Raw genomic sequence first — 20,065 nt, 5'->3', positions numbered from 1 at the left:
GTTAGTTGACTAAATCCTCTATTAATTTTAAACAGAATTGTTACATTTGTTAATGTTGTAAAAATCCAACCCTATTTCACATCAAAAGGACGATTTAATAGAATAAGGCTTATTGAGCCAATTGGGCTAAAAAAGTACCATAAATGGGTTCTATGCTAAACTATCAATAAATGTAGTAATCAAATATAAAAAAGTTGGAGAAATATGAAAAAAGTTAAAAGTAATATTAAAAGGATTATCATATTTTTAGTGATTTTAGTTTTCTTCATGTATTTAAATAACAGTCCTCTGTTTACTAAAGCTAGAGATGAAGCCCCTTTGTTACTGGCACATAGAGGGATGGCACAAACTTTCCATATGGAAGGAATCACAGATGATACATGTACTGCTGAAAGAATATATGAGCCAGAGCATCCCTACTTAGAGAATACAATTCCATCTATGAAAGCAGCCTTTGAAGCTGGCGCTGACTTAGTTGAATTTGATATTCAACCTACAAAAGATGGTCATTTTGCTGTTTTCCATGATTGGACATTGGAATGCCGCACTGATGGAAAAGGGGTTACAAGGGAACATACCCTTCAAGAATTGAAGTCCCTTGACATTGGATATGGATATACCGCTGACAAAGGAAAAAGTTATCCGTTTCGTGGTAAAGGAGTAGGGCTTATGCCATCACTTGATGAAGTTATATCATATTTCCCAGCTGGCTCATTTTTAATTCATATTAAAAGTGACAACCCAGAAGAGGGTGTTCACCTTGCCCAATATCTTTCTAAACTGCCAAAAGAACGTTTGAGTCAACTAACTGTTTATGGTGGAGACCAACCTATAAAAACATTAAAAGAAATTCTTCCAGAACTTCGTGTCATGTCAATGGATACCATGAAAAATTGTATGCTTCCTTATATTGCCGTAGGGTGGACAGGATATGTTCCCTCTGCTTGTCACAATACACAGATTCATATTCCAGAGAAGTATGCTCCATGGATGTGGGGATGGCCGGATAAATTTATAAATAGATTAGAAAATGCAGGAACTAGAGTGTTTATTGTTGCAGGTGATGGAGGATGGTCGGAAGGATTTGATACAACTGAGGATATCAAGAGACTGCCTTCTAACTATTCTGGTGGTGTTTGGACCAATAGAATCGATATAATTGCCCCTATTTTACATAGAATAAAATGGTGAATGTGTTCAAGTAAAAGGCGGTTTTATAGAAAAAGGATCAGAGAAATAATCAAACTTTTTCTTTATCCCTTCCCACCCATTTTTACTCAAATATTATATTTCTGCATTTGGTTTTAAAAATTTTTCAACTGATTTTTTTGTTTATTGAGTAGTTTTTTATGTCATTCCACACTACAAAATAGTAGGTAAATAATTTAAATAACTCAAACTTCGCACCTAAATAATTAGGAACAGTGGTTGATTCTATTTAGTTCTTCTGTATTCCAATATAAACCTTGACTTTGTGCTTAAATAATACAAAAAACACCTCATACTTTGGTATAGTGTGATTGACTAGAAAACACTACCAAACAGAAGAGGTGCTTCCTATATGATAGAGCATAATGACCAAAACAATCAACTATCAAAAGAATTAAAATCAGTATTCAGTGAATTAGAGATGTTTAAACATCTCCGAAAAGCTGGAATTACAAAGAAGTTTGGCTTCACAGCTTCCTATTTGTTTCAACTAATATTCTGTTTAATCTTTCATCATAAGAGTTGGTATACCCTTTTACAGTCAAAGAAGGGAGATTCTTACCCAGCTAAGGACGCTGTTTATCGTTTTATGAATCATTCAATGTTTGCTTGGCGTCTCTTTTTAACTTATTTAAGTGCTCATGCCGTTCAAAAAGTGGATGGTCTTACAGACTTAAATCGTCCAAAAGTGTTGATATTTGACGATTCCAAATATGATCGAAATCGCAGTAAAAAGGTTGAACTTCTCGCACGTTGTATGGATCATTCTTCTTTGCATAAACGTTTCTATAAAGGGTTCCGTATGCTCACTCTTGGTTGGTCAGATGGCTGTACTTTCATGCCTCTCGACTTCTCTTTATTGAGTTCAAAGAACGCACAGATTAACGGGATTTCCGAGAAGATTGATAAACGTTGCTCAGGCTATAAACGTCGTGTTGAAGCGCTGGAATCAGCTCCAACCATCATTCCAAGTATGATTGAAAGGGCATTACAAGCAGGTGTAACAGCTGATTATGTTTTGATGGATACTTGGTTTACACAACAACCTCTTATACAATCCATCGTTGGGATTGGTCTTGACGTGATTGGTATGGTCAAGGACACTAATCAACGTTATTTGATTAACAATCAAAGGCTTTCTTTGAAACAACTGTATAAGGTTGCCGCGCCAGTCTCAGATAAAAAAGGAATCTTGAGATCCATTCATACAACGATGGCAAATGGCGTTCGAGTAAAGGTAGTATTTGTTCAAAACCGCAACAAAAAGAGTGAATGGCTTGCGATTCTTAGCACAGACTGTGCGCTTTCTGAACAAGAAATTGTTCGAATCTATGGAATGCGCTGGGATATTGAAGTCTTCTTTAAGACAACCAAATCTCTACTACGTCTACAAAAAGAGTTCCAAGGGATGTCTTATGATTTACTTATAAGCCATACAACCATTGTCTTTTCAAGGTATATTGTATTATCTTGGCAAAACCGTTGTAACAGCGACCAACGTACCATAGGTGGACTCTTCTATGAACTTTGTGATGAAGTAAATGAACTCGATTGGGCTGTTGCTTTACAGCAGTTAATAGAGCTTCTTGAAGATACCCTAAAAAAGTCAAACAAAACAATTCAAAAACTAATTAAAAGTCAACTTCAGCAATGGATTCACGGTCTGCCTAACTATATCTAGGCTTATTTGTCGATTTCAGTCTGCGAAGTTTGAGTAAATAACTAAACCCTTTTTTTACATTTCAAAAAAGCGTGAACATCATGTCCACACTTTTCCTTAAAGTCTAATCCAACATTTGAATATCGAATAAACGTTTATAAGCCCCATCCTGGCTCGCCATAAGCTCAAAGTGCTGGCCGGTTTCCATAATTCTTCCATTTTCAATCACAACAATCTTGTCGGCATGCGTAATTGTCGAAAGGCGGTGAGCCACAATAAATGTAGTTCGATCTTTGGCGAGCTGTTCTAACGCTTCTTGAATTAAGTGCTCACTTTCTAAATCAAGAGCAGAAGTCGCTTCATCTAAAATAAGGAGCGGAGGATTTTTCAAAAATACCCTTGCAATTGAAATTCTCTGCTTCTGCCCGCCTGATAGCTTTACTCCACGCTCTCCTACAGGAGTGTCATACCCTTTTGGAAGTTTTAAGATAAACTCATGAGCATTTGCCGCTTTCGCAGCCTCGATTATCTCTTCCTCTGATGCATCAGGTTTTCCAACTAATATGTTTTCTTTAATGGAATCGCTAAACAAGAATGAATCCTGCAGGACCATTCCAATCTGATCCCTTAAGCTCTGGGCACGGTAATCCCGAATATCATGGCCATCGATGACAATCCTGCCTGAAGTTACATCATAAAATCGCGGTATCAGACTAACTAGTGTCGATTTGCCTCCTCCGCTCATTCCTACAAAAGCCACAGTTTCTCCAGGTTTCACATGTAAGCAAACATCCTGAAGAGCAACAGGCTCGTCCTCTTGGTAACGAAATGTAACATGATCAAACTCCACATTACCCTTTAAATTTTTTGCTTCAATTGGATCAGGTTTGTCTTTAATATCATACTTTTCATCCATTAACTCAAATACCCGATCCATTGACGCTACCGCTTGAGTTAAAATAGTTGAAGAGTTTACTAACCGTCTTAATGGATTATATAAACGTTCAATATAGCCGATAAAAGCTACCATTTCCCCGATTGTTAGATTTCTTTGAATAACCTGATAGCCCGCATAGGTGATAACAAGGAGAGGAGCTAAATCGGTTATCGTATTGACTACCGCAAAGGTTTTAGCATTCCAATCAGTATGTTTCAGTGCTTTCTGTAAAAAATTTGAGTTCTCTTCATCAAACTTCTGCTGTTGGTGATCTTCAATAGCAAAGCTTCTAATGACCGGCATTCCTTGGACCCTTTCATGCAAATGTCCCTGTACTTCTGCAAGCGCCTGAGAACGAACGCGGGTCAGATCGCGAAGTTTTTTGTAAAAATACTTGACCGATAGTCCATATAAAGGAAATAGAACAATCGATACTAACGTTAATTTAATATCCAAAAAAAGCATAATAATGATAGCAATTAAAATAGTGATAATATCCAGCCAAACATTCATAAGACCAACAATGACAAAGTTCTTCGTCTGTTCAACATCATTTATCACTCTGGAAATGATTTCTCCGGCGCGGGTATTCGCATAATATCTTAAGCTTAGCTTTTGCAAATGAGTAAAAAGCTGGTTGCGGATATCATATAAAATTTTACTTCCAACCCATTGCCCAAAATATTGCCGATAATATTCAACCGGAGGACGCAGAACCGTAAAAACTAAAAATACAATCCCCATAATCATAAATAGCCGCGATGTTTTTTCATCTGCAGAAAGATTCCCTTGCAATATATCATCTACAACATATTTTAAAAGCAGCGGTATGGCTAATGGAATGGCAAATTTAAGGATTCCAATCGATATCGTTCCAAAAATCTGCCATTTATAAGGCTTAACGAATGCCATATACCGTCTCATCGAACCCATAGTTCTCCCCCTATCCTTTTGTACTTGGTACTCACGGTTCCAGGAACCGCGAGTACCTGGTACCTTTCACTACACAAAAATGCCTGTCACCTCCGGCAAAAGCACAATTTGCCTGAGGAGCAGGCATTAATCATGAATGCTATTTCAAATAATTAAATACCGTTCATACCACTGGTCAATGAATTCAGGTGCAAAAGGCCCTTTTCGCTGACGGATCCAGCAAATTAGCTTTTCCACATTGGTTTTTAATATTAGATCAATGACATCAGGGTAATTCATCAGTTTTCTATGGTACTCATACTCATCCTCGTCTAACAAATTAAAGGTCATATCAGGGAAGACTTTAATATCGAGGTCATAATCAATATACTTTAATGCCTCGTCATCCCAAACAAACGGGGAGCTAATATTACAGTAATAATAAATACCATCATTTCGAATCATCCCAATCACATTAAACCAATGCCTAGTATGGAAATAACAGATGGCTGGCTCTCTTGTAATCCAAGTTCTTCCATCAGATTCGGTAACTGTGGTTCTGTCATTTGCAGCGATGATACATGCTTGCGTCCCCTTTAGGATGGTTGTTTCCTCCCATATTCGATGAATGAGACCATTGTGCTTATAGCTATGTATTTGTATTTTATCCCCTTCCTTGGGAAAACCCATTTTTTCCCCCTACTTTCCGTGGACGCTTTGTAAAATCCTAGTTAGATTCAGTCATTCACAAAGGCTTACTTTTTTATACTTTATTATAAAGGTTTCATTATTAAATTGAAAACAAAAGAGCCATTCGGTGTAGAATGGCCAAATTTAATAAAGATTATGTTACACTTTTTTGTTTCGTCCTGAACAAGCCGATCACTTATAAAGTATCCCGCGGTGGGAGAGTAGATGAAGAATAGATAGCCGAATTACCGGTATCTTTATTTAAAGGTCATTTATAGGAAGAACTAGACAATCGTTTTTTCCTTACTTTTCTGATAAGAAGCAATGACTTCTTCTGTTTGTCTTTCAAACATACATTGAATATTCAAAAGTTCTTTTTTCATATGTTCGATTTCTTTTTGCAGGGTTCCGAGCTGTGCTGAATGCTCAAGATCTGAGAGCTGACTTTCAATTTCTTGACATCGTTCGATTTCTGATTGAAGCTCAAGCAGCTTATCCATCGTTTTTAATTGTTCCCCAACTAATTGATCAAACTGAATCATTTGTATCTCCTTTTTCATTTTCGACTTGCTAACTCTCCATATAAAATTTCTGTTTAGATCATACGAATCCTTTGACTATTTATGTAGACGTTTAAGAACATTTGTCGAAGTAAGATTTCTTATAAAAAACACTGCTTAGTCTAATTCCAAATTGAAAAGGCACCTCTCCCGAGTTAGAAGAAGTGCCTTTCAATGTTTAATTATTGGTTATTTTGTTGTTGTTGAGCTTTTTTTTGTTGAGCTTGGGCGTTTTGTTGTCTTACTTGCTGCGCATCAGTTTCAGAAGCGAATTCTGCACCGTATTGGCCTTGAGCAGCAGCTTGGTTTTGTTTTTTCACTTGTTGAGCGTTTGTTTTAGACGCTTGCGGTTGTTGTTGGTTGTTTGCCATTGTTATCACCTCCACGAACTTTATAATGTCCAAGAGGCAATTCAATTATCCAACTTTTTTTAAAAAAATTTTTTAAACAAGAAGAGACCGTCCTCCATCAACGATAATTGTTTGTCCGCGAATCATTGATGCTTTATCAGAGGTAAGAAAATCAATCGTATTCACAATGTCATCAATGGAAACCATTCTTCCAGCTGGTGTATTATTTCTAGCATCTTCTAGCAGCTCTTCTCTGTTTGGAAAGTGTTTTAATGCCTCTGTATCGACAGCTCCGCCAGAGACAGCATTAACAATAATATTGCGTGAGGAAAGCTCGACAGCTAAATAGCGAGTCAGCGCCTCTAGAGCTGCTTTCGAAACACCAACTGTTGTATAATTGTCCAAATATCGGATGGAGCCTAAAGAGCTGATGCTTACGATGTATCCCCCGCCTGCCCTTTCCATTAGTTTAGATGCTTCCTGTGCACAGAATAAAAGTGCCTTGCTGTTAATATTCATCGTCCAATCCCAATGGTTTTCCTCGAGTTCTAATGCAGGACGCAAAACACCCGAGGCTGCATTGTTGACTAGGACATCCAGCCTTCCGAATGCTTCTTCAATTTGAGCAAACATTTCTTTAATTTTTTCAGGCTGTCCTACATTCGCTTTAACAACTATTGCCTTTACGCCTAATTTTTCTATTTCCTCAGCAGTTTCTAACGCTGCCTTTTTGCTTCTTGCATAATTTATCACAATGTTATAGCCTTTTTCAGCAAGCTTCAAGGCAGTTGCTTTCCCGATTCCTCTGCTGCTTCCTGTCACTAATGCCACTTTACTTTCAATCAATTCTTTCAACTCCTCAAATATGTATAGATGCCCTTATTGTACCAAACAATAAGGGCGAAAAAACAATCCATGTTAATATGCTTTTGGAGAAAGGGGCTCAAAACAATGTATGTTGGACGAGATATGTCTGAGCTGTCCATGATGTCTAAGCGTGATTGGAAAGAGAGTGAATTAGCGTATTTCCATCACTCACTTCAACAAATCATGCCTTACTTAAATGCAGAAGGACAAACAATCCACCGCGAAATTGTTCAAGAAATCGAAGAACGCGGCGGCCTACAGCGAAATGAAGCTGATTACACCCACGGAACCCGATCATCCTATGACTAATGGATAATGTGGTGCCATAATGTGGTGCCTGGCACCCTATTCTTACTTCGGTGCCTGGCACCCTATTCTTACTTCGGTGCCTGGCACCCTACTCTTGCTTCGGTGCCTGGCACCCTACTCTTGCTTCGGTGCCTGGCACCCTACTCTTGCTTCGGTGCCTGGCACCCTTGGTGGCACGCTTGGTTGTCTTTATATAGCTGCATGATTTTTTGGTGTGAGACTGGGAATGCATAGCGTTGAATTTCTGTTTTGTTTACTTTTATAAGGCCTTTTGTGTTAGAGGAGTCTTCTACTTTGGCAAAGTAAACAGATATGTTCCAGATGAGATGGCTAAATACATGCGGAATTGTCCCTTTTATATCTGAGAGCTCCATAGTTACGCCGTATTCTTCTTTCATTGCTTCAGTAAGCAGTTCTCTGTAGGAACGGAAATCACCAAGCATTTCAAAGTTAGGGAATTCCCAAAGGTTTGCCAGCAGTCCGCTTGCTGGTCTCTTGTGAATATAATAATTGTCTTCGTCATCTGTCAGTACAACTGCAGAGATTTGCTTTGGCAAAGGCTTTTTCTTTTTGCTTTTAACGGGAAGCTCCCGCTCAACTCCCTCTTCAAAGGCTGAACAGTGCTCTTGGACAGGACAGATGAGACATGCTGGAGAAGCAGGAGTACAAATGATTGCTCCCAGCTCCATCAAGGACTGGTTAAAATCAGATGGGTTTTCTTTTGAAATAATTTTATAAATGATTTCCTCAAAAATCTTTCTAGATTTGGGCTTTGCAATGTCGTCCCAAATAGAAAATAGCCTTGAAACAACTCTCATAACGTTTCCATCAACGGCAGGCTCAGGTATATTGTATGCGATACTCAAAATAGCTCCTTTTGTGTAAGGCCCTACTCCCTTTAACGAACCAAGTGTATCCGGAGTGTCCGGAACGATTCCGCTATAGCTCTCGTGCACCTCACGCACTGCAGCTTGAAGATTACGGACACGTGAATAATACCCTAAACCTTCCCAAGCCTTAAGGACTTCCTCTTCCTCAGCCTCCGCTAAAGCTTTTATAGTTGGAAATTTTTCTATAAAATGATGAAAGTAAGGAATAACAGTGTCCACTCGTGTTTGCTGCAGCATAATTTCTGAAACCCAAACTTTATATGGATCTTGGTCTTGTCGCCATGGAAGATCCCTTTTTTCTTTGTCATACCAGTCGAGAAGGTCTTGTTGAAATTCATAAATGTTGAATGTTTTTAGCTTTTCTTTTACATAGTCAACCATCAGAATGCTCCTTTAAATGTTAAATTCCATGAAAAGTGGGAAAATAGATGATAGACTCTATTTTATAAGTTGTGTTAACTCTAAGCATCATATCATACTTATAATAGTTAAGGATGATTTAAGCTCCTTTAAATAAGCAAGGAGGTTTACCCTTTGGATACTGGAACTCATGTTGTTATGGGAGTCGCTTTAGGCGGGCTGGCAACGCTTGATCCAATGGTGGGAATCGAAACAGAAACAGCGGCTGCTGTTATGATTGGTACCATAATCGGGTCCCAAGCTCCTGATATTGATACAATTTTAAAATTAAGAAATAATGCCATTTATATCCGAAATCACCGAGGAATCACCCATTCTATCCCGGCTGTTTTCATTTGGCCGCTTTTAGTTACTGGGCTGATCATGTTCTTTTTTCAAAATGTTGACATTTTCCATGTGTGGGCATGGACGTTTATAGCCGTAATTCTTCATGTTTTTGTTGACATATTTAATGCATATGGCACACAGGCTTTAAGGCCATTTTCAAAAAAATGGGTTGCCTTGGGTGTTATTAATACGTTTGATCCGTTTATTTTCACCATTCATATGGTCGGAATTTTCATTTGGCTTTTCGGTGCACATCCAGGCTATACCTTTTTGACAATGTACGCAGTAATCGTTGGATATTATATCCTCCGGTTTATTATGAAAAGACAAATTATTCATGACCTCAAGCAGCAGGTTGGAAAGATTGAACAAATTATCATTTCACCAACGATAAAGTTTCGCCAATGGCGGGTTGCCGTTATATCTGAAAAGCATTTTTATGTCGCTCGTGCTATGAACGGAAAAGTGGTCATTTTAGATAGATATAAACGTGTGCCACTCCCTGAGACAAAAACGATAAAGGCGGCAATGAAGGATAAAAACATATCCGCGTTTCTTTCCTTTTCACCTGTTTATAGATGGGAGGTCGATGAATATAAGGATCATTCTGAGGTTCGATTTATTGACCTTCGCTATCGAAGCAAGGGATATTACCCGTTTGTCGCGATTGTACAGCTGGACAATGATTTGGAAATAGTCAGCTCTTACACTGGATGGATTTTCAGTGAGGAAAAGCTGCGGAAAAAATTACATTTGATACCAGACTAAAAAAGTACCCTATAGGTAGACTTTTTTTAAATGTCTACTCTATAGGGTACATTTTATTGCGGAGCTTGGCACTTTTAATGTTTCAAATGATCGTTATCAAGAAGATGCTTATATTTTGGATTGGTTGCCACAAATTCGTCCAGCTTGTCCCCATATTGCTGGATTAACTGAGTGACAATTCTTTCTGTCACATTTTTTCCTTTATAAACATCTCCTGCTTTTGCTGAATTTGATTCAAAATCTTCCCATAAAAGTTCAACCCAGGTTCTGGCTTGTCCATAGCTAAGCCGGTCATTTTTTTCTAAAAGCAAATTAGTTAACCGTTCAAAATATGTTTCCATATTCAACACCTCTATCCTATTATTTTCTTTGTTAAACTTACTGCTTTGACTAATACTAATATTGTGCTTCACTGTTAAAGCGCAAATTAACCGATGATGGAGGGTTCCGAATGAGAAATAAAGTACGCGGCTTCCCTAATCAAAATAATAATAAATTTGAAGGTGAAGGAAGAGCTAAGGCTGAGTATGCTTCAAAACGTGCAGACGGTACGACAAATACTCATCCACAGGAGCGGATGAGAGCGTCAGGCCAGCGTCAGAAAGATTACCACCCTTATCAATAAATTCTTCCTGGAGGTGCCTTTATGGGAAAAAATAAGATGAACCATGCAAGGACAAAACAACCTTATCCGCAGCCATGGGCTAACCCAAAGCATGCCCACTCGCAAGTTAACGGTGAAACACAGCTATCCCAAGATCTTATTATTTTGCAAAACGAAACACGTAAACGATCTTAATTTAAACGGATCACGCAGGGATTAATTCCCTGCTCGGTCCGTATTTATCAGCATAGAAATTGGCAATGCCTCTTCTTTATTAGGTGTGACCGATCGTGAGCCCCAAGCAAAAACGCCGTTTAAATAATCGATTTTAAAGTATTCTCCTGGTGCTTCTTCGATTGGGTAGGACTTACCTGGTTCAAAGTCCTTTGGATCTAATAAATAGGATTTCGCCATTGCAATTTTTCTTTCTAAAACTGCAAATTCATTTATAATTCCGAGCTGTTCTGCCTTCCTTGCTTTTTCTTTTAATTGTGCAATCTCTGTTTTCAATTCAAATTCAGTCATCTCACTATAACGCTTTTCCAAGCTGTGCATCCCCTTTACAATCCTCTTTCTCCTGCAAGTATAATTAGAAAAGACTATTATTGCAAAAACTTTTCATAAAACGATCTTAAGCAAGATAAGCCTCTATTCTAATTCAAGATCTTTTTGGGGTGATAATTTAAGGATAAAGGAGGCAATTTTTTGTCACTGGCCGGACTCTCTCTTTTGAATACGAAAAAAATTAGGTAAGTCCTTACAAACAGGGAGAAATTAAAGAAATATTTAAAGGCATCAACCATAATAAGTACGATCTCTCCCCCTTGATATATCGAATTTTTATGCAGTAGAAAAATTTAGTGCCGCTGTATTTGAACGACATTCTATTCCAACTCTTATTAATAACGCAGGAATTGGGCATTTCAGACCTCTAAAAGCCTTTCTTTTTTACATGTAAATGAAATGATTGACATGAATATGAAAGGGTCGATTTAGGGCGGATTGGATACACCTTTTTTTGAAAAGAGCCCGATTATATAAGAGATAGAAGCCGCCTTCGCTCAGCAGAGGAGTCCGCGAAAAGGATCGCCTAAACTGGATGACGGAAGAAGTGAAATCATGATTAAATAAAGTCCTCCTCTTCCTCATTCAAATATTGCTCAATTAAATCAAGCTCAAAGCCTTTTCGATATAAAAATTGTTTCATTTTGAGTTTATATTGAAATGATTCTTCTGAACGATATTTCTTTTTCGCTTTTTCCGCCTGAAGCTTTAATGCTCCCCATTCTTCATTTTCATCTTTTTTATAATCAATTTCTTCAAGGACAATGTGTATAATAGAGAAAGGAAACCCTTTTCGAGCCAGCGTTTGTTCGATTTTTTGGCGTCTTTCCGTCGTCGAAAGCCTATTTTCTTTTTTTACTACTTTTTCGGCTGTAGATAAAGCTGCGTCGATCTGTTGTTCCTCAGAATATAAGGATAGAGCCTCCTCGATCTCATTCACATCTATCCCCTTTGTGACAAGCTCTTTCCGAATTAACTCAGGACCTTTTCGATTCGATTGAAACTGAGTCCGCACATAGCTATTGGCGAACTCTGAATCATTCACATAGTTATATTCCTTTAATTTATGTATGACTTCCTGGATAACGGCATCATCTATTTCTTTTTGACGAAGGTAATCCATCACTTCTCTGATTGCTCGCATGCGATAACTTAAATAATTCACTGCTATGTTAAATGCTTTTTTTACATCATCTCCATATTGGATCTCAAACATATCCAGCTCATCCAGCTCTTTGCCTTTTTGAAGACTATATTTAATAAAGATATCTTGATCTACACTGAAGGCATACTTGTCATCTAAATAAATATTAAATCTCTCTGAATTTTTCTTTTGGGTTGTAATTTTTGTGATAAACGGCATCTAGCATACACCTCCAGCTTTATTTTAGCATAGCTCAAAACGAAAAGCGCAGCTCAAAACGATCCGTACTTGCTTGAATAATTGGCTTGTGACCTATGGACTGATGGTGCTCAAAGCTAGACAAGGACAACTTTATTACTTCAACTTTATAGAAGCTAAAAAAGAATGATTAAAAAAGGTTTTTCACTGCTAAAACAGGAAAAGTATTACTATAGACGATTTTGAGGTGAGAATATGAAAATTGCGATAGCAGGCGGATCCGGATTCGTAGGACAGCATTTGGCTGACTATCTGATTGAAAAAGGTCATGATATTTATGTATTATCACGAAAAGAAAGAAAATCCTCTAATCCGAAGCTGCACTATATTCAATGGATGAACAACGGATCTACACCTGAAAAATATCTTGAAGGGATTAATGTAGTCATTAATTTAGCGGGTAAATCTATTAATGACCGCTGGACTGAGGAAGCTAAGCAGCAAATTGTACAAAGTCGAGTGAAATCTACACGTGAACTGATAAGAATCATTGATTTTTTAGATCAAAAGCCTTCTATAGTGATTAATGCCAGTGCTGTTGGGATTTATGGAACATCAAGAACCGAGACATTTACAGAGAAATCCACCCCGCAAGGAAATGATTTTCTTGCGAGCACAGTGGAAGCTTGGGAGTATGAAGCAAGCCAGTTCAAGGACTTTTCAATCCGGACCATTCTTCTCCGCTTTGGAATTATTTTAGGAGAACAAGGGGCATTACCCAAAATGGTGCTCCCATACAAATATTTTGCTGGCGGAACAGTAGGCTCAGGTGAGCAATGGGTTTCATGGATCCATGTTGACGATGTTGTAAGACTGATCGAATTTGCTATTGAACAGCCAACAATTGCCGGGCCGGTTAACGCAGCTTCTCCAAACCCTGTGCAAATGAAAACCTTTGGTCAAACAATAGCAAAGGTTTTAGGCAGACCCCATTGGATTCCTGCCCCATCTTTTGCATTAAAAGGTTTATTAGGAGAAATGAGCCTCCTAGTATTAGAGGGACAAAAGGTTCTGCCAAAGCAGGCTCTTATATCGGGCTTTACCTTTTCTTTTCCTCATCTTGAAGAAGCTTTGGTCAGCATATTAAGATCATCTAAGCAACCTGTATTAAAATGAAGGATGATTTAACTATGAAAAGCGAAATAAAAATTATAAAGTATGATCCGAATTGGATAAGGACTTTTGAGCTTGAAAAAAGCCATATCTCTTCTCTTCTTGGTGAAGAGGCGATATCCATTGAACATATAGGAAGTACATCGATCCCAGGTCAAGACGCAAAGCCAATCATAGATATTTTCGCAGGGGTTTCACCATTTCAAGAAGCAGCACACTACAAATCCCTGTTTCATTCAGAGAGCTATCGCTATATTCAAACAGATATGAGCGGAAGATATTTATTTTCAAAATATACTAGTGGGACTTGGTCACATAACATTCATGTTATTCCTTTCAATGATGAATTCTATATACGGAACGAATTCCTATTAAGAGATTATTTGAGGGCTCATCCTGAATTAATGCAAGAATATGGAAAGATCAAGAAAATTTCTGCTAAAAACCATGGGAACACTATGGAAGAATATACCCGCTCAAAAACGGAATTTATACAAAAAGTAATTGATGCTGCTAGAACAGAAAAAGGATTACCTTTGCAAAATGTTTGGGAAAATTAAGAAGGAATTCGATATTTGAGACTTCAAAATAAACAGTAGATAGGAGTCTGCCATGGCAAGATTTTTGTTTAAAAATGCGAACATATATCCAATCACTTCAAATGTTTTACATGAAACAGATTTACTGGTTGTGAATGGAAAAATTAAAGAAATTGGCCGGGGCTTGCATACGCCGCAGGGAACGGTTGTCATTAATTGCAGTGACCGGTTTTTATTTCCCGGGTTCATTGATGTACACACTCATTTGGGCTTATACGATGAAGGTACAGGCTGGGCAGGAAACGATGCAAATGAAACGATCGAGCCGCTCACTCCCCATATCCGCGCATTAGACAGTGTTCATCCTCAAGATCCAGCTTTTAAAGATGCGATTGCTTACGGAATAACAACCGTACACATCATGCCAGGCAGTGCAAATGTGATCGGAGGAACAACTTCCGTTATTAAAACGTATGGTTCAAATATATCAAAAATGATCCTGCAGGAAACAGCCGGGCTCAAGATTGCTCTTGGTGAAAATCCTAAAAGAATCCACAGTCATGGAAATAAAGATTCGATTACACGAATGGGGATTATGGGGATGCTCAGAGAAGCTTTTTACAACATAAAGCATATTCCTGAACTTGATGATTTTCGTACGATTGCAATCAGAAAAGCACTAAAGAAGGAAATACCTGTTAGAATTCATGCTCACCGGGCAGATGATATTATTTCTGCGATGAGATTTGCTGAGGAATTTGATCTTGACTACAGAATAGAGCATTGTACAGAAGGTCATTTAATTGCAGAAGAATTTGCCGGGAGAAATGCGAAAGTATCTGTTGGCCCTACCTTGACTAGGCGTTCTAAGGTTGAGTTAAAAAACAAAAGCTGGAATACTTATCAAGCCCTTGCTAACAGTGGTGTCGAGGTTTCCATCACAACAGATCATCCCTACACTCCAATCCAATATTTAAATGTAGCCGCAGCCATTGCCGTCAGAGAAGGATTTGATGAACAAAAAGCAATAGAAGGCATTACGATAGCAGCCGCTAGAAACTTACGTATTGAAGACCGTGTAGGGAGCTTAGAAGCTGGTAAGGATGCAGACATTGTTTTATGGAATTTCCACCCATTCCATTACCTTGCAAAGCCACTGTTGACAATGGTTGATGGGCAAATTGTTTATCAGCAAAACCCTCATTTTTAGCAAATCAATAAGTTTTTTCAAAAAAGTTGTTTCCTTTTTTATAAGAATCGAGTAATATATTTTTGCAAAGCCAAATTTTTAATGAAAATGGAGCTAATTAATTGTAGTCTTTTCCCAGAAAATTTAATGACCAATGCTGTTTATTGGGAAGGCAAATGGTGCGCCACCAGCTACACTGGTTCTAGTGGGTTCGATTCCCACCCCGGAATTTTTTTGTGTGAATTTGATAAAAAAATTTCGAGGGTGGGCCCGGACTGTCCGTATGCGTCTGCCCTCAAGTTGGAGGGAGAATAGTGTTAAAAAAGCGCGAAATTCAGGACAGTCATACCCTTTACGAATTAATGGTGCACCCAGATGTCTTCCCTTTTGTTCGTCATAAAGCAAACACATTTGAAGAGTACATGTTTTTAACAAAACAAATTATCGAGGCAGAAGAGCGCGGAGAATTAATCTCCAGAACCATGCTTGACGAATGGGGCTCCCCGATCGGGACGATCAGCCTATTTGATATTCAAGATGGCGCTGGATTCCTCGGAACATGGATTGGAAAGCCGTATCATGGGAGAGGCTATAATCAAATGGGAAAGGATGCTTTTTTCAATGAATTATTTTTTGAATTAGGCATCGAAACAATTTTTCTTCGCATTAGAAAATTGAATGTTCGCTCTACAAAAGCCGCTGAAAAACTCCCTTATGCCAACTTTGCCAATGAATCAAGAAAAGCATTGCTTGATGAAATAAATCAAGGTAAGGATATATACAATCTTTTTGAAATCCCCAAAGACCTTTATACATTATATACAATGAGAACCTTCCAAGAGGAAGAAGAGGATCAGCATTTGAAAGAAGCTTAAGGAACTTTCTTTAGAGAGTTCCTTTTTTTGTTAAGAATTTTAATTATTGTCCACACCAAGAGCCATCAGCTCGAGGTCACAAGTCTATCCGTCAAAAAGTTAATGAACAACCTCCATGCCGGCTCTCCTTGTGCTTGTCACCGTAAGACTGCGCTCAGAGCTTTTCGTTCTTTTGAATGAGAAAGTATATAGATGTCGAAACTAATCATGTACATAAAAAACTTGTGGAGGATGACGACTATGAAGAAAAAAACCGAAAAAACGAAAAGCACTCTTTCAAGCGCGCAAGAGGTTACTTATTTGAAGGAATTCAAGCGTGCAGACCGCGCTTCTGGTATGCAAAACCGTAACAACTATTAACTTCCAACATGTTTCCTTTAAAAAAAGCCATCCTAATTAAAGAACAGTACTACATTGTTCATCAAAAGGAGGGCTTATAATGGGTAGAGCACATAAACAAAAATCACGTGATCATAATAAAAGCTCATTGCCTCAGGTTCCAAAAAATTTGAAGAAACCATCAGATGGTGTTGATGAAGAATACTCTCGTGAGTTAGCGGACCAAGCTGATTTAGAAGCTCAAGCTCGCTCAAACGCTGCAAACCAACGCCAGCGTGTGAAAAAATAAAGTAATGAAGGGAGTCAGATCTATGACTCCCTTCTTATTTGAAAAGATTTAGTCAATTTTATTTATGTTTTAATTCCTCAACATTTCTTTTATCTTCAGTACAAAAAGCCGGTCGACATATTCCATTACGTATAAAAAATTGAAACCTTCCATCCTCTTTTGTGGTGAGAAATTGAGGATTCGATTGACCGCTTTGGGTAAACGTCCTCAACTATATTCTTTTAGTTTGATTAAGAGTGGGATAACGTTATCCACACCCCTGTGAACAATGTGGATTAACATTAAAAACCTTTATCGGCAAATCCTATTCTATACACAGATTTTTGTTAATAACTTTAGTGTTTTCTGTGGATACTGGGGAAAAACTTGTGATTTCTTTATTTCCCAAACCTTTTGCTTGTGGATAACTATTTAAAGGTTGACCCCTTCATTTCAATGATATTGTTGCTTTAATTAACTTAAATTTTTTAAGCCTATGAACTTGTTTCTACTTTCACCGCTGACGGACGATCAATTGCTTTATCCGATTCGCCGGCATTTTTCCGTGCAGCTTCTTTATTTTGAGTCATTTCCGCAACCGACTTTACTTTCAGACGGGCTGCACCTTTATAATTTTTAGTCGGGATAAGGCTTCCTGATGAAAACCTTTCTTTTGCTTGTGCAATAGCTTTTGTATATTGCGGAAGCCATCGTTCTTGAGCCACCAACATTTCATCGGTTAATTGCCAAATTTCTTTTGGATTACAAACAGCTCCAACAAGTGGATCCATCATCATGGCTTGCCGCAGGAGGGTATCATCTCCATTGACTGCAGCTTCGACCGCAAGTCGTTGAACTGAGATACTCACATTACAAACAGCTGCACACCCTAGTGGGAGATCCCCAACTTGCGGCATACTAATTCCGTTGCGGTCTACATATCCTGGTGCCTCAATGATGGCATCATCTGGCAGATTCGAAATCACACCGTTATTAACAACATTGAAATGACCTCTATATAATCGTCCTGTTTCTAGCGCCTCAATAATATAAGAACCGTGTTCTTCTCCTCGATTTTCTTGCTTGAATTCGATTGCTGGTTCTTTTAGCCAATTTGGAAAGTCTGTTTTAAACCAATTTCTTCCTTCCGTGCATACCCGTAAATACCCGCCTGTTTCTCCATTGATCCACATACCAAGATCAATCCACTCGTTAATTTCTTCCGGCCGTTTGCGGTACCATGGTACATATTCACTTAAGTGGCCATTGGATTCTGTACTGTAGTAGCCAAAGCGTCTTAACATATCAATTCTGACTTTTTCTGTAACAGAAAACTCAGGATGGTTTTCAAAAGCTTCCAATATCTTACCTGTTAGATCTTCACCATTATGTTTCACGCTGATGTACCATGTTTGATGATTTATTCCGGCACAAATAATGTCGACTTCTTCCTTTTTTAATCCAAATGCCTTCGCAATTTGTCTATGTCCGCCTTGAACACCGTGGCATAAACCAATTGTTCTAACTCCGCCATATTTCCTGCAAGCCCATGTCAGCATAGCCATTGGATTCGCATAGTTAAGTAACAAACAATCAGGTTCTGCAACTTCACGGATATCTTTGCAAATAGTAAGCATTTCAGAAATCCCACGCTGACCGTACATTATGCCGCCCGCACAAAGCGTATCACCTACACACTGATCAATCCCATATTTGAGTGGAATGTCGACATCGGATTGAAATGCTTCAAGTCCGCCTATTCGAACGACGGAAAATATGTATCTTGCATCTCTTAATGCTTCTCTTCGATTTTGTGTGGCATGAATCTTTATATTTAGACGATTTTCATCAATATCCCGTTGGCAAAGCTGTGTAACCATATCTAAATTTTCAGAATTAATATCGGTAAACGCAACCTCAATGTTATGAAATTCTGGTACAGCAAGCAGATCTCGTAAAAGCCCTCTCGTAAAACCAATACTTCCTGCTCCGATGAATGCAATTTTAAATGACATTCCAGACGCTCCTTTACTATATTAATACTTTATAAATATAATTCTATCACCATAGATCAGAAAACGTTTTCAAGGTTATAACTTTTCTAATTTAAAAATGTATAATATTTTAACTTCATATTTGGACTCTTTTACTTTCTAATCCAAAGTCTCTAAGTAATTTTTTTAATGACTTAAATCAGACTTTTTACTGGCAGAATGCACCTGCTGTCGGTTAGTTGATAAGATACTATTTAAAAATACTACAATACAATGTTATGAGCTGTGTTATGGTTAGTAATCATCTACCAAATTTAACAATATTCTGTTCGACGGATTTCCTATATTCAATGGGTGTTTTATTTGTATACTTTTTAAAAAGGAGGCTAAAATATTGACGACTATTAATACCAATATAATAAGATATTTCAATGACTGGAATATCTGTATCCGCCAACAACATTTTAGCTTTTTCCATTCTTAGTGAAGTCAAGTATTCCATAATGGTAGACCCTGTCTGTTTTTTGAAAATTCGATGAAGGTATCCTGGATGCAGATTTACCGCCTGGCCAATATCTTTCACTTGAATATCACAATCATAGTTATGGTGGAGATACTCAATTGTCTTTTTCACATATACATTTGCTTGTTGTTGTTCGCTCTTTTTTCCGCTTTCCTCAACAACCATTCGGGCAATTTGAATGAGTAATTGAGCCAAAAGGAGTTGGATCATAATTTCCTGTTCCGATTCCTTCTTGTCCATTTCTAAAACTAGATTTTTTAAAGTATGGTAAATTTCATTTGGGTCTTTCAATACAACATATGGACGATTTAGTAATAATAATTCAGCTAAGTTCTTGTTTTCAGCCGCCAATTCCTTAATCGATGGAAAGCGTCTTTCTTTTTTTATAAAGGAAAATTCAACGTTTAGTATACGACATGGAGTATTTTTTTCTACAATCAAACGATGTGACACATTAGAATCTAATAAAATAAAGTCACCTTTTTTCATCGAAACCGACTCTTCTTCTGTATCGACGATACATTTTCCATCGATCACATACATAATTTCAACCTCATTATGAGTATGAAATGCCATATCGTAACTTTCCCATTTCTTAAAATAATAAGCAAAAACTTTAGGATGATAATGGTTTGTTAATAATTCACTTTCATATAAACTAATATTATTCATAACAAATCTCCAACTTATATAAATTTCTACCTATTATCTGGAATCAATAATTCTTAAAAATTTTATCCCTATTAAACTTTCCCG

Annotated in this window: 23 protein-coding genes; 12 read left to right on the top strand and 11 right to left on the bottom strand. The window is 37.8% G+C overall.

All coding sequences use genetic code 11. The features are described 5' to 3' along the window. Positions 1–204: 204 nt before the first annotated feature. Positions 205–1,191, top strand: coding sequence for a glycerophosphodiester phosphodiesterase family protein (locus IC621_RS05435; RefSeq protein WP_191156517.1), 987 nt, complete (start codon positions 205–207; stop codon positions 1,189–1,191). Positions 1,192–1,561: 370 nt separating this feature from the next. Beyond that, positions 1,562–2,890, top strand: coding sequence for an IS4 family transposase (locus IC621_RS05430; protein ID WP_191156515.1), 1,329 nt, complete (start codon positions 1,562–1,564; stop codon positions 2,888–2,890). Positions 2,891–2,993: 103 nt separating this feature from the next. On the opposite strand, the gene IC621_RS05425 is transcribed toward IC621_RS05430, so the two are convergent. From IC621_RS05425 to fabL, 5 genes are all read right to left on the bottom strand, one after another. Continuing rightward, positions 2,994–4,739, bottom strand: coding sequence for an ABC transporter ATP-binding protein (locus IC621_RS05425; protein WP_191156513.1), 1,746 nt, complete (start codon positions 4,737–4,739; stop codon positions 2,994–2,996). Between the two features lie 144 nt (positions 4,740–4,883). Beyond that, positions 4,884–5,408, bottom strand: coding sequence for a nucleoside tri-diphosphate phosphatase (gene ntdP / locus IC621_RS05420; protein ID WP_191156511.1), 525 nt, complete (start codon positions 5,406–5,408; stop codon positions 4,884–4,886). Between the two features lie 284 nt (positions 5,409–5,692). Next, complete coding sequence (locus IC621_RS05415; RefSeq protein ID WP_191156509.1) at positions 5,693–5,950, bottom strand: YgaB family protein; 258 nt, start codon at positions 5,948–5,950, stop codon at positions 5,693–5,695. A 200-nt stretch (positions 5,951–6,150) separates the two neighbouring features. Beyond that, entirely contained in the window at positions 6,151–6,339 is a 189-nt protein-coding gene (locus IC621_RS05410) for a gamma-type small acid-soluble spore protein (RefSeq protein ID WP_191156508.1), read from the bottom strand. 72 nt (positions 6,340–6,411) lie between these two features. Further along, positions 6,412–7,161: an enoyl-[acyl-carrier-protein] reductase FabL gene (gene fabL / locus IC621_RS05405; protein WP_396652975.1), complete on the bottom strand. Its 750-nt coding sequence runs from the start codon at positions 7,159–7,161 to the stop codon at positions 6,412–6,414. 108 nt (positions 7,162–7,269) lie between these two features. On the opposite strand from fabL, the gene IC621_RS05400 reads away from it, so the two are divergent. Continuing rightward, on the top strand, positions 7,270–7,494 hold the full coding sequence (locus IC621_RS05400; protein ID WP_191156503.1) for a hypothetical protein: 225 nt from the start codon (positions 7,270–7,272) through the stop codon (positions 7,492–7,494). Positions 7,495–7,634: 140 nt separating this feature from the next. On the opposite strand, the gene mutY is transcribed toward IC621_RS05400, so the two are convergent. Beyond that, positions 7,635–8,765 carry an A/G-specific adenine glycosylase gene (mutY, locus tag IC621_RS05395; protein WP_191156501.1) on the bottom strand — a complete coding sequence of 377 codons (1,131 nt, stop codon included), beginning with the start codon at positions 8,763–8,765 and terminating at the stop codon, positions 7,635–7,637. 153 nt (positions 8,766–8,918) lie between these two features. On the opposite strand from mutY, the gene IC621_RS05390 reads away from it, so the two are divergent. Continuing rightward, positions 8,919–9,899 carry a metal-dependent hydrolase gene (locus IC621_RS05390; RefSeq protein ID WP_191156499.1) on the top strand — a complete coding sequence of 327 codons (981 nt, stop codon included), beginning with the start codon at positions 8,919–8,921 and terminating at the stop codon, positions 9,897–9,899. A gap of 74 nt (positions 9,900–9,973) precedes the next feature. Here the strand turns inward: IC621_RS05390 and IC621_RS05385 are convergent, their stop codons facing one another. Then, positions 9,974–10,240: a YfhJ family protein gene (locus tag IC621_RS05385; protein WP_191156498.1), complete on the bottom strand. Its 267-nt coding sequence runs from the start codon at positions 10,238–10,240 to the stop codon at positions 9,974–9,976. A gap of 110 nt (positions 10,241–10,350) precedes the next feature. On the opposite strand from IC621_RS05385, the gene IC621_RS05380 reads away from it, so the two are divergent. Together IC621_RS05380 and IC621_RS05375 are read left to right on the top strand one after the other, a co-directional pair. Continuing rightward, positions 10,351–10,524: a small, acid-soluble spore protein K gene (locus tag IC621_RS05380; protein WP_191156497.1), complete on the top strand. Its 174-nt coding sequence runs from the start codon at positions 10,351–10,353 to the stop codon at positions 10,522–10,524. A gap of 21 nt (positions 10,525–10,545) precedes the next feature. Beyond that, positions 10,546–10,698, top strand: coding sequence for a YpzG family protein (locus IC621_RS05375; RefSeq protein WP_191156496.1), 153 nt, complete (start codon positions 10,546–10,548; stop codon positions 10,696–10,698). A gap of 21 nt (positions 10,699–10,719) precedes the next feature. Here IC621_RS05375 and IC621_RS05370 read toward each other — a convergent pair whose 3' ends face one another. Together IC621_RS05370 and recX are read right to left on the bottom strand one after the other, a co-directional pair. Continuing rightward, the gene (locus IC621_RS05370; RefSeq protein ID WP_191156495.1) at positions 10,720–11,049 is read right to left on the bottom strand and encodes a YfhH family protein; all 330 of its coding nucleotides are present in this window, start codon (positions 11,047–11,049) and stop codon (positions 10,720–10,722) included. A gap of 577 nt (positions 11,050–11,626) precedes the next feature. Beyond that, positions 11,627–12,430 (bottom strand): recombination regulator RecX, encoded by an 804-nt coding sequence (recX, locus tag IC621_RS05365; protein ID WP_191156494.1) that lies wholly within the window; start codon positions 12,428–12,430, stop codon positions 11,627–11,629. A 234-nt stretch (positions 12,431–12,664) separates the two neighbouring features. Here recX and IC621_RS05360 point away from each other — a divergent pair, with 234 nt between their 5' ends. From IC621_RS05360 to IC621_RS05335, 6 genes are all read left to right on the top strand, one after another. After that, positions 12,665–13,585: a TIGR01777 family oxidoreductase gene (locus IC621_RS05360; RefSeq protein WP_191156493.1), complete on the top strand. Its 921-nt coding sequence runs from the start codon at positions 12,665–12,667 to the stop codon at positions 13,583–13,585. A 14-nt stretch (positions 13,586–13,599) separates the two neighbouring features. Beyond that, complete coding sequence (locus IC621_RS05355; protein WP_191156492.1) at positions 13,600–14,142, top strand: GrpB family protein; 543 nt, start codon at positions 13,600–13,602, stop codon at positions 14,140–14,142. Between the two features lie 52 nt (positions 14,143–14,194). Beyond that, on the top strand, positions 14,195–15,331 hold the full coding sequence (locus IC621_RS05350) for an amidohydrolase (RefSeq protein ID WP_191156491.1): 1,137 nt from the start codon (positions 14,195–14,197) through the stop codon (positions 15,329–15,331). Positions 15,332–15,624: 293 nt separating this feature from the next. After that, complete coding sequence (locus IC621_RS05345; protein ID WP_191156489.1) at positions 15,625–16,185, top strand: GNAT family N-acetyltransferase; 561 nt, start codon at positions 15,625–15,627, stop codon at positions 16,183–16,185. 231 nt (positions 16,186–16,416) lie between these two features. Further along, positions 16,417–16,545: a YfhE family protein gene (locus tag IC621_RS05340; protein WP_191156487.1), complete on the top strand. Its 129-nt coding sequence runs from the start codon at positions 16,417–16,419 to the stop codon at positions 16,543–16,545. 79 nt (positions 16,546–16,624) lie between these two features. Continuing rightward, on the top strand, positions 16,625–16,813 hold the full coding sequence (locus IC621_RS05335; RefSeq protein ID WP_191156485.1) for a YfhD family protein: 189 nt from the start codon (positions 16,625–16,627) through the stop codon (positions 16,811–16,813). Positions 16,814–17,286: 473 nt separating this feature from the next. Here the strand turns inward: IC621_RS05335 and melA are convergent, their stop codons facing one another. Both melA and IC621_RS05325 read right to left on the bottom strand, forming a co-directional pair. Next, positions 17,287–18,807 carry an alpha-glucosidase/alpha-galactosidase gene (gene melA / locus IC621_RS05330; RefSeq protein ID WP_191156483.1) on the bottom strand — a complete coding sequence of 507 codons (1,521 nt, stop codon included), beginning with the start codon at positions 18,805–18,807 and terminating at the stop codon, positions 17,287–17,289. A gap of 280 nt (positions 18,808–19,087) precedes the next feature. Continuing rightward, positions 19,088–19,981, bottom strand: a complete 894-nt coding sequence (locus tag IC621_RS05325; protein WP_191156481.1) for an AraC family transcriptional regulator — start codon at positions 19,979–19,981, stop codon at positions 19,088–19,090. Positions 19,982–20,065: the final 84 nt, after the last annotated feature.

Origin of the sequence: Metabacillus arenae, from assembly GCF_014773385.1 — a bacterium.
GTDB classification, from domain to species: Bacteria; Bacillota; Bacilli; order Bacillales; family Bacillaceae; genus Metabacillus_D; species Metabacillus_D arenae.
Note: the sequence above shows the minus strand (reverse complement) of the source record. Positions and strands in the feature narration are given on the sequence as shown.

Bases quoted from the DNA above. Each gene is read 5' to 3' on its own strand.
- IC621_RS05435 (WP_191156517.1), top strand. From the start codon at position 205: ATGAAAAAAGTTAAAAGTAATATTAAAAGGATTATCATATTTTTAGTG.
- IC621_RS05430 (WP_191156515.1), top strand. From the start codon at position 1,562: ATGATAGAGCATAATGACCAAAACAATCAACTATCAAAAGAATTAAAA.
- IC621_RS05425 (WP_191156513.1), bottom strand. From the start codon at position 4,739: ATGGGTTCGATGAGACGGTATATGGCATTCGTTAAGCCTTATAAATGG.
- ntdP (WP_191156511.1), bottom strand. From the start codon at position 5,408: ATGGGTTTTCCCAAGGAAGGGGATAAAATACAAATACATAGCTATAAG.
- IC621_RS05415 (WP_191156509.1), bottom strand. From the start codon at position 5,950: ATGATTCAGTTTGATCAATTAGTTGGGGAACAATTAAAAACGATGGAT.
- IC621_RS05410 (WP_191156508.1), bottom strand. From the start codon at position 6,339: ATGGCAAACAACCAACAACAACCGCAAGCGTCTAAAACAAACGCTCAA.
- IC621_RS05400 (WP_191156503.1), top strand. From the start codon at position 7,270: ATGTATGTTGGACGAGATATGTCTGAGCTGTCCATGATGTCTAAGCGT.
- mutY (WP_191156501.1), bottom strand. From the start codon at position 8,765: ATGGTTGACTATGTAAAAGAAAAGCTAAAAACATTCAACATTTATGAA.
- IC621_RS05385 (WP_191156498.1), bottom strand. From the start codon at position 10,240: ATGGAAACATATTTTGAACGGTTAACTAATTTGCTTTTAGAAAAAAAT.
- IC621_RS05380 (WP_191156497.1), top strand. From the start codon at position 10,351: ATGAGAAATAAAGTACGCGGCTTCCCTAATCAAAATAATAATAAATTT.
- IC621_RS05375 (WP_191156496.1), top strand. From the start codon at position 10,546: ATGGGAAAAAATAAGATGAACCATGCAAGGACAAAACAACCTTATCCG.
- recX (WP_191156494.1), bottom strand. From the start codon at position 12,430: ATGCCGTTTATCACAAAAATTACAACCCAAAAGAAAAATTCAGAGAGA.
- IC621_RS05360 (WP_191156493.1), top strand. From the start codon at position 12,665: ATGAAAATTGCGATAGCAGGCGGATCCGGATTCGTAGGACAGCATTTG.
- IC621_RS05355 (WP_191156492.1), top strand. From the start codon at position 13,600: ATGAAAAGCGAAATAAAAATTATAAAGTATGATCCGAATTGGATAAGG.
- IC621_RS05350 (WP_191156491.1), top strand. From the start codon at position 14,195: ATGGCAAGATTTTTGTTTAAAAATGCGAACATATATCCAATCACTTCA.
- IC621_RS05340 (WP_191156487.1), top strand. From the start codon at position 16,417: ATGACGACTATGAAGAAAAAAACCGAAAAAACGAAAAGCACTCTTTCA.
- IC621_RS05335 (WP_191156485.1), top strand. From the start codon at position 16,625: ATGGGTAGAGCACATAAACAAAAATCACGTGATCATAATAAAAGCTCA.
- melA (WP_191156483.1), bottom strand. From the start codon at position 18,807: ATGTCATTTAAAATTGCATTCATCGGAGCAGGAAGTATTGGTTTTACG.
- IC621_RS05325 (WP_191156481.1), bottom strand. From the start codon at position 19,981: ATGAATAATATTAGTTTATATGAAAGTGAATTATTAACAAACCATTAT.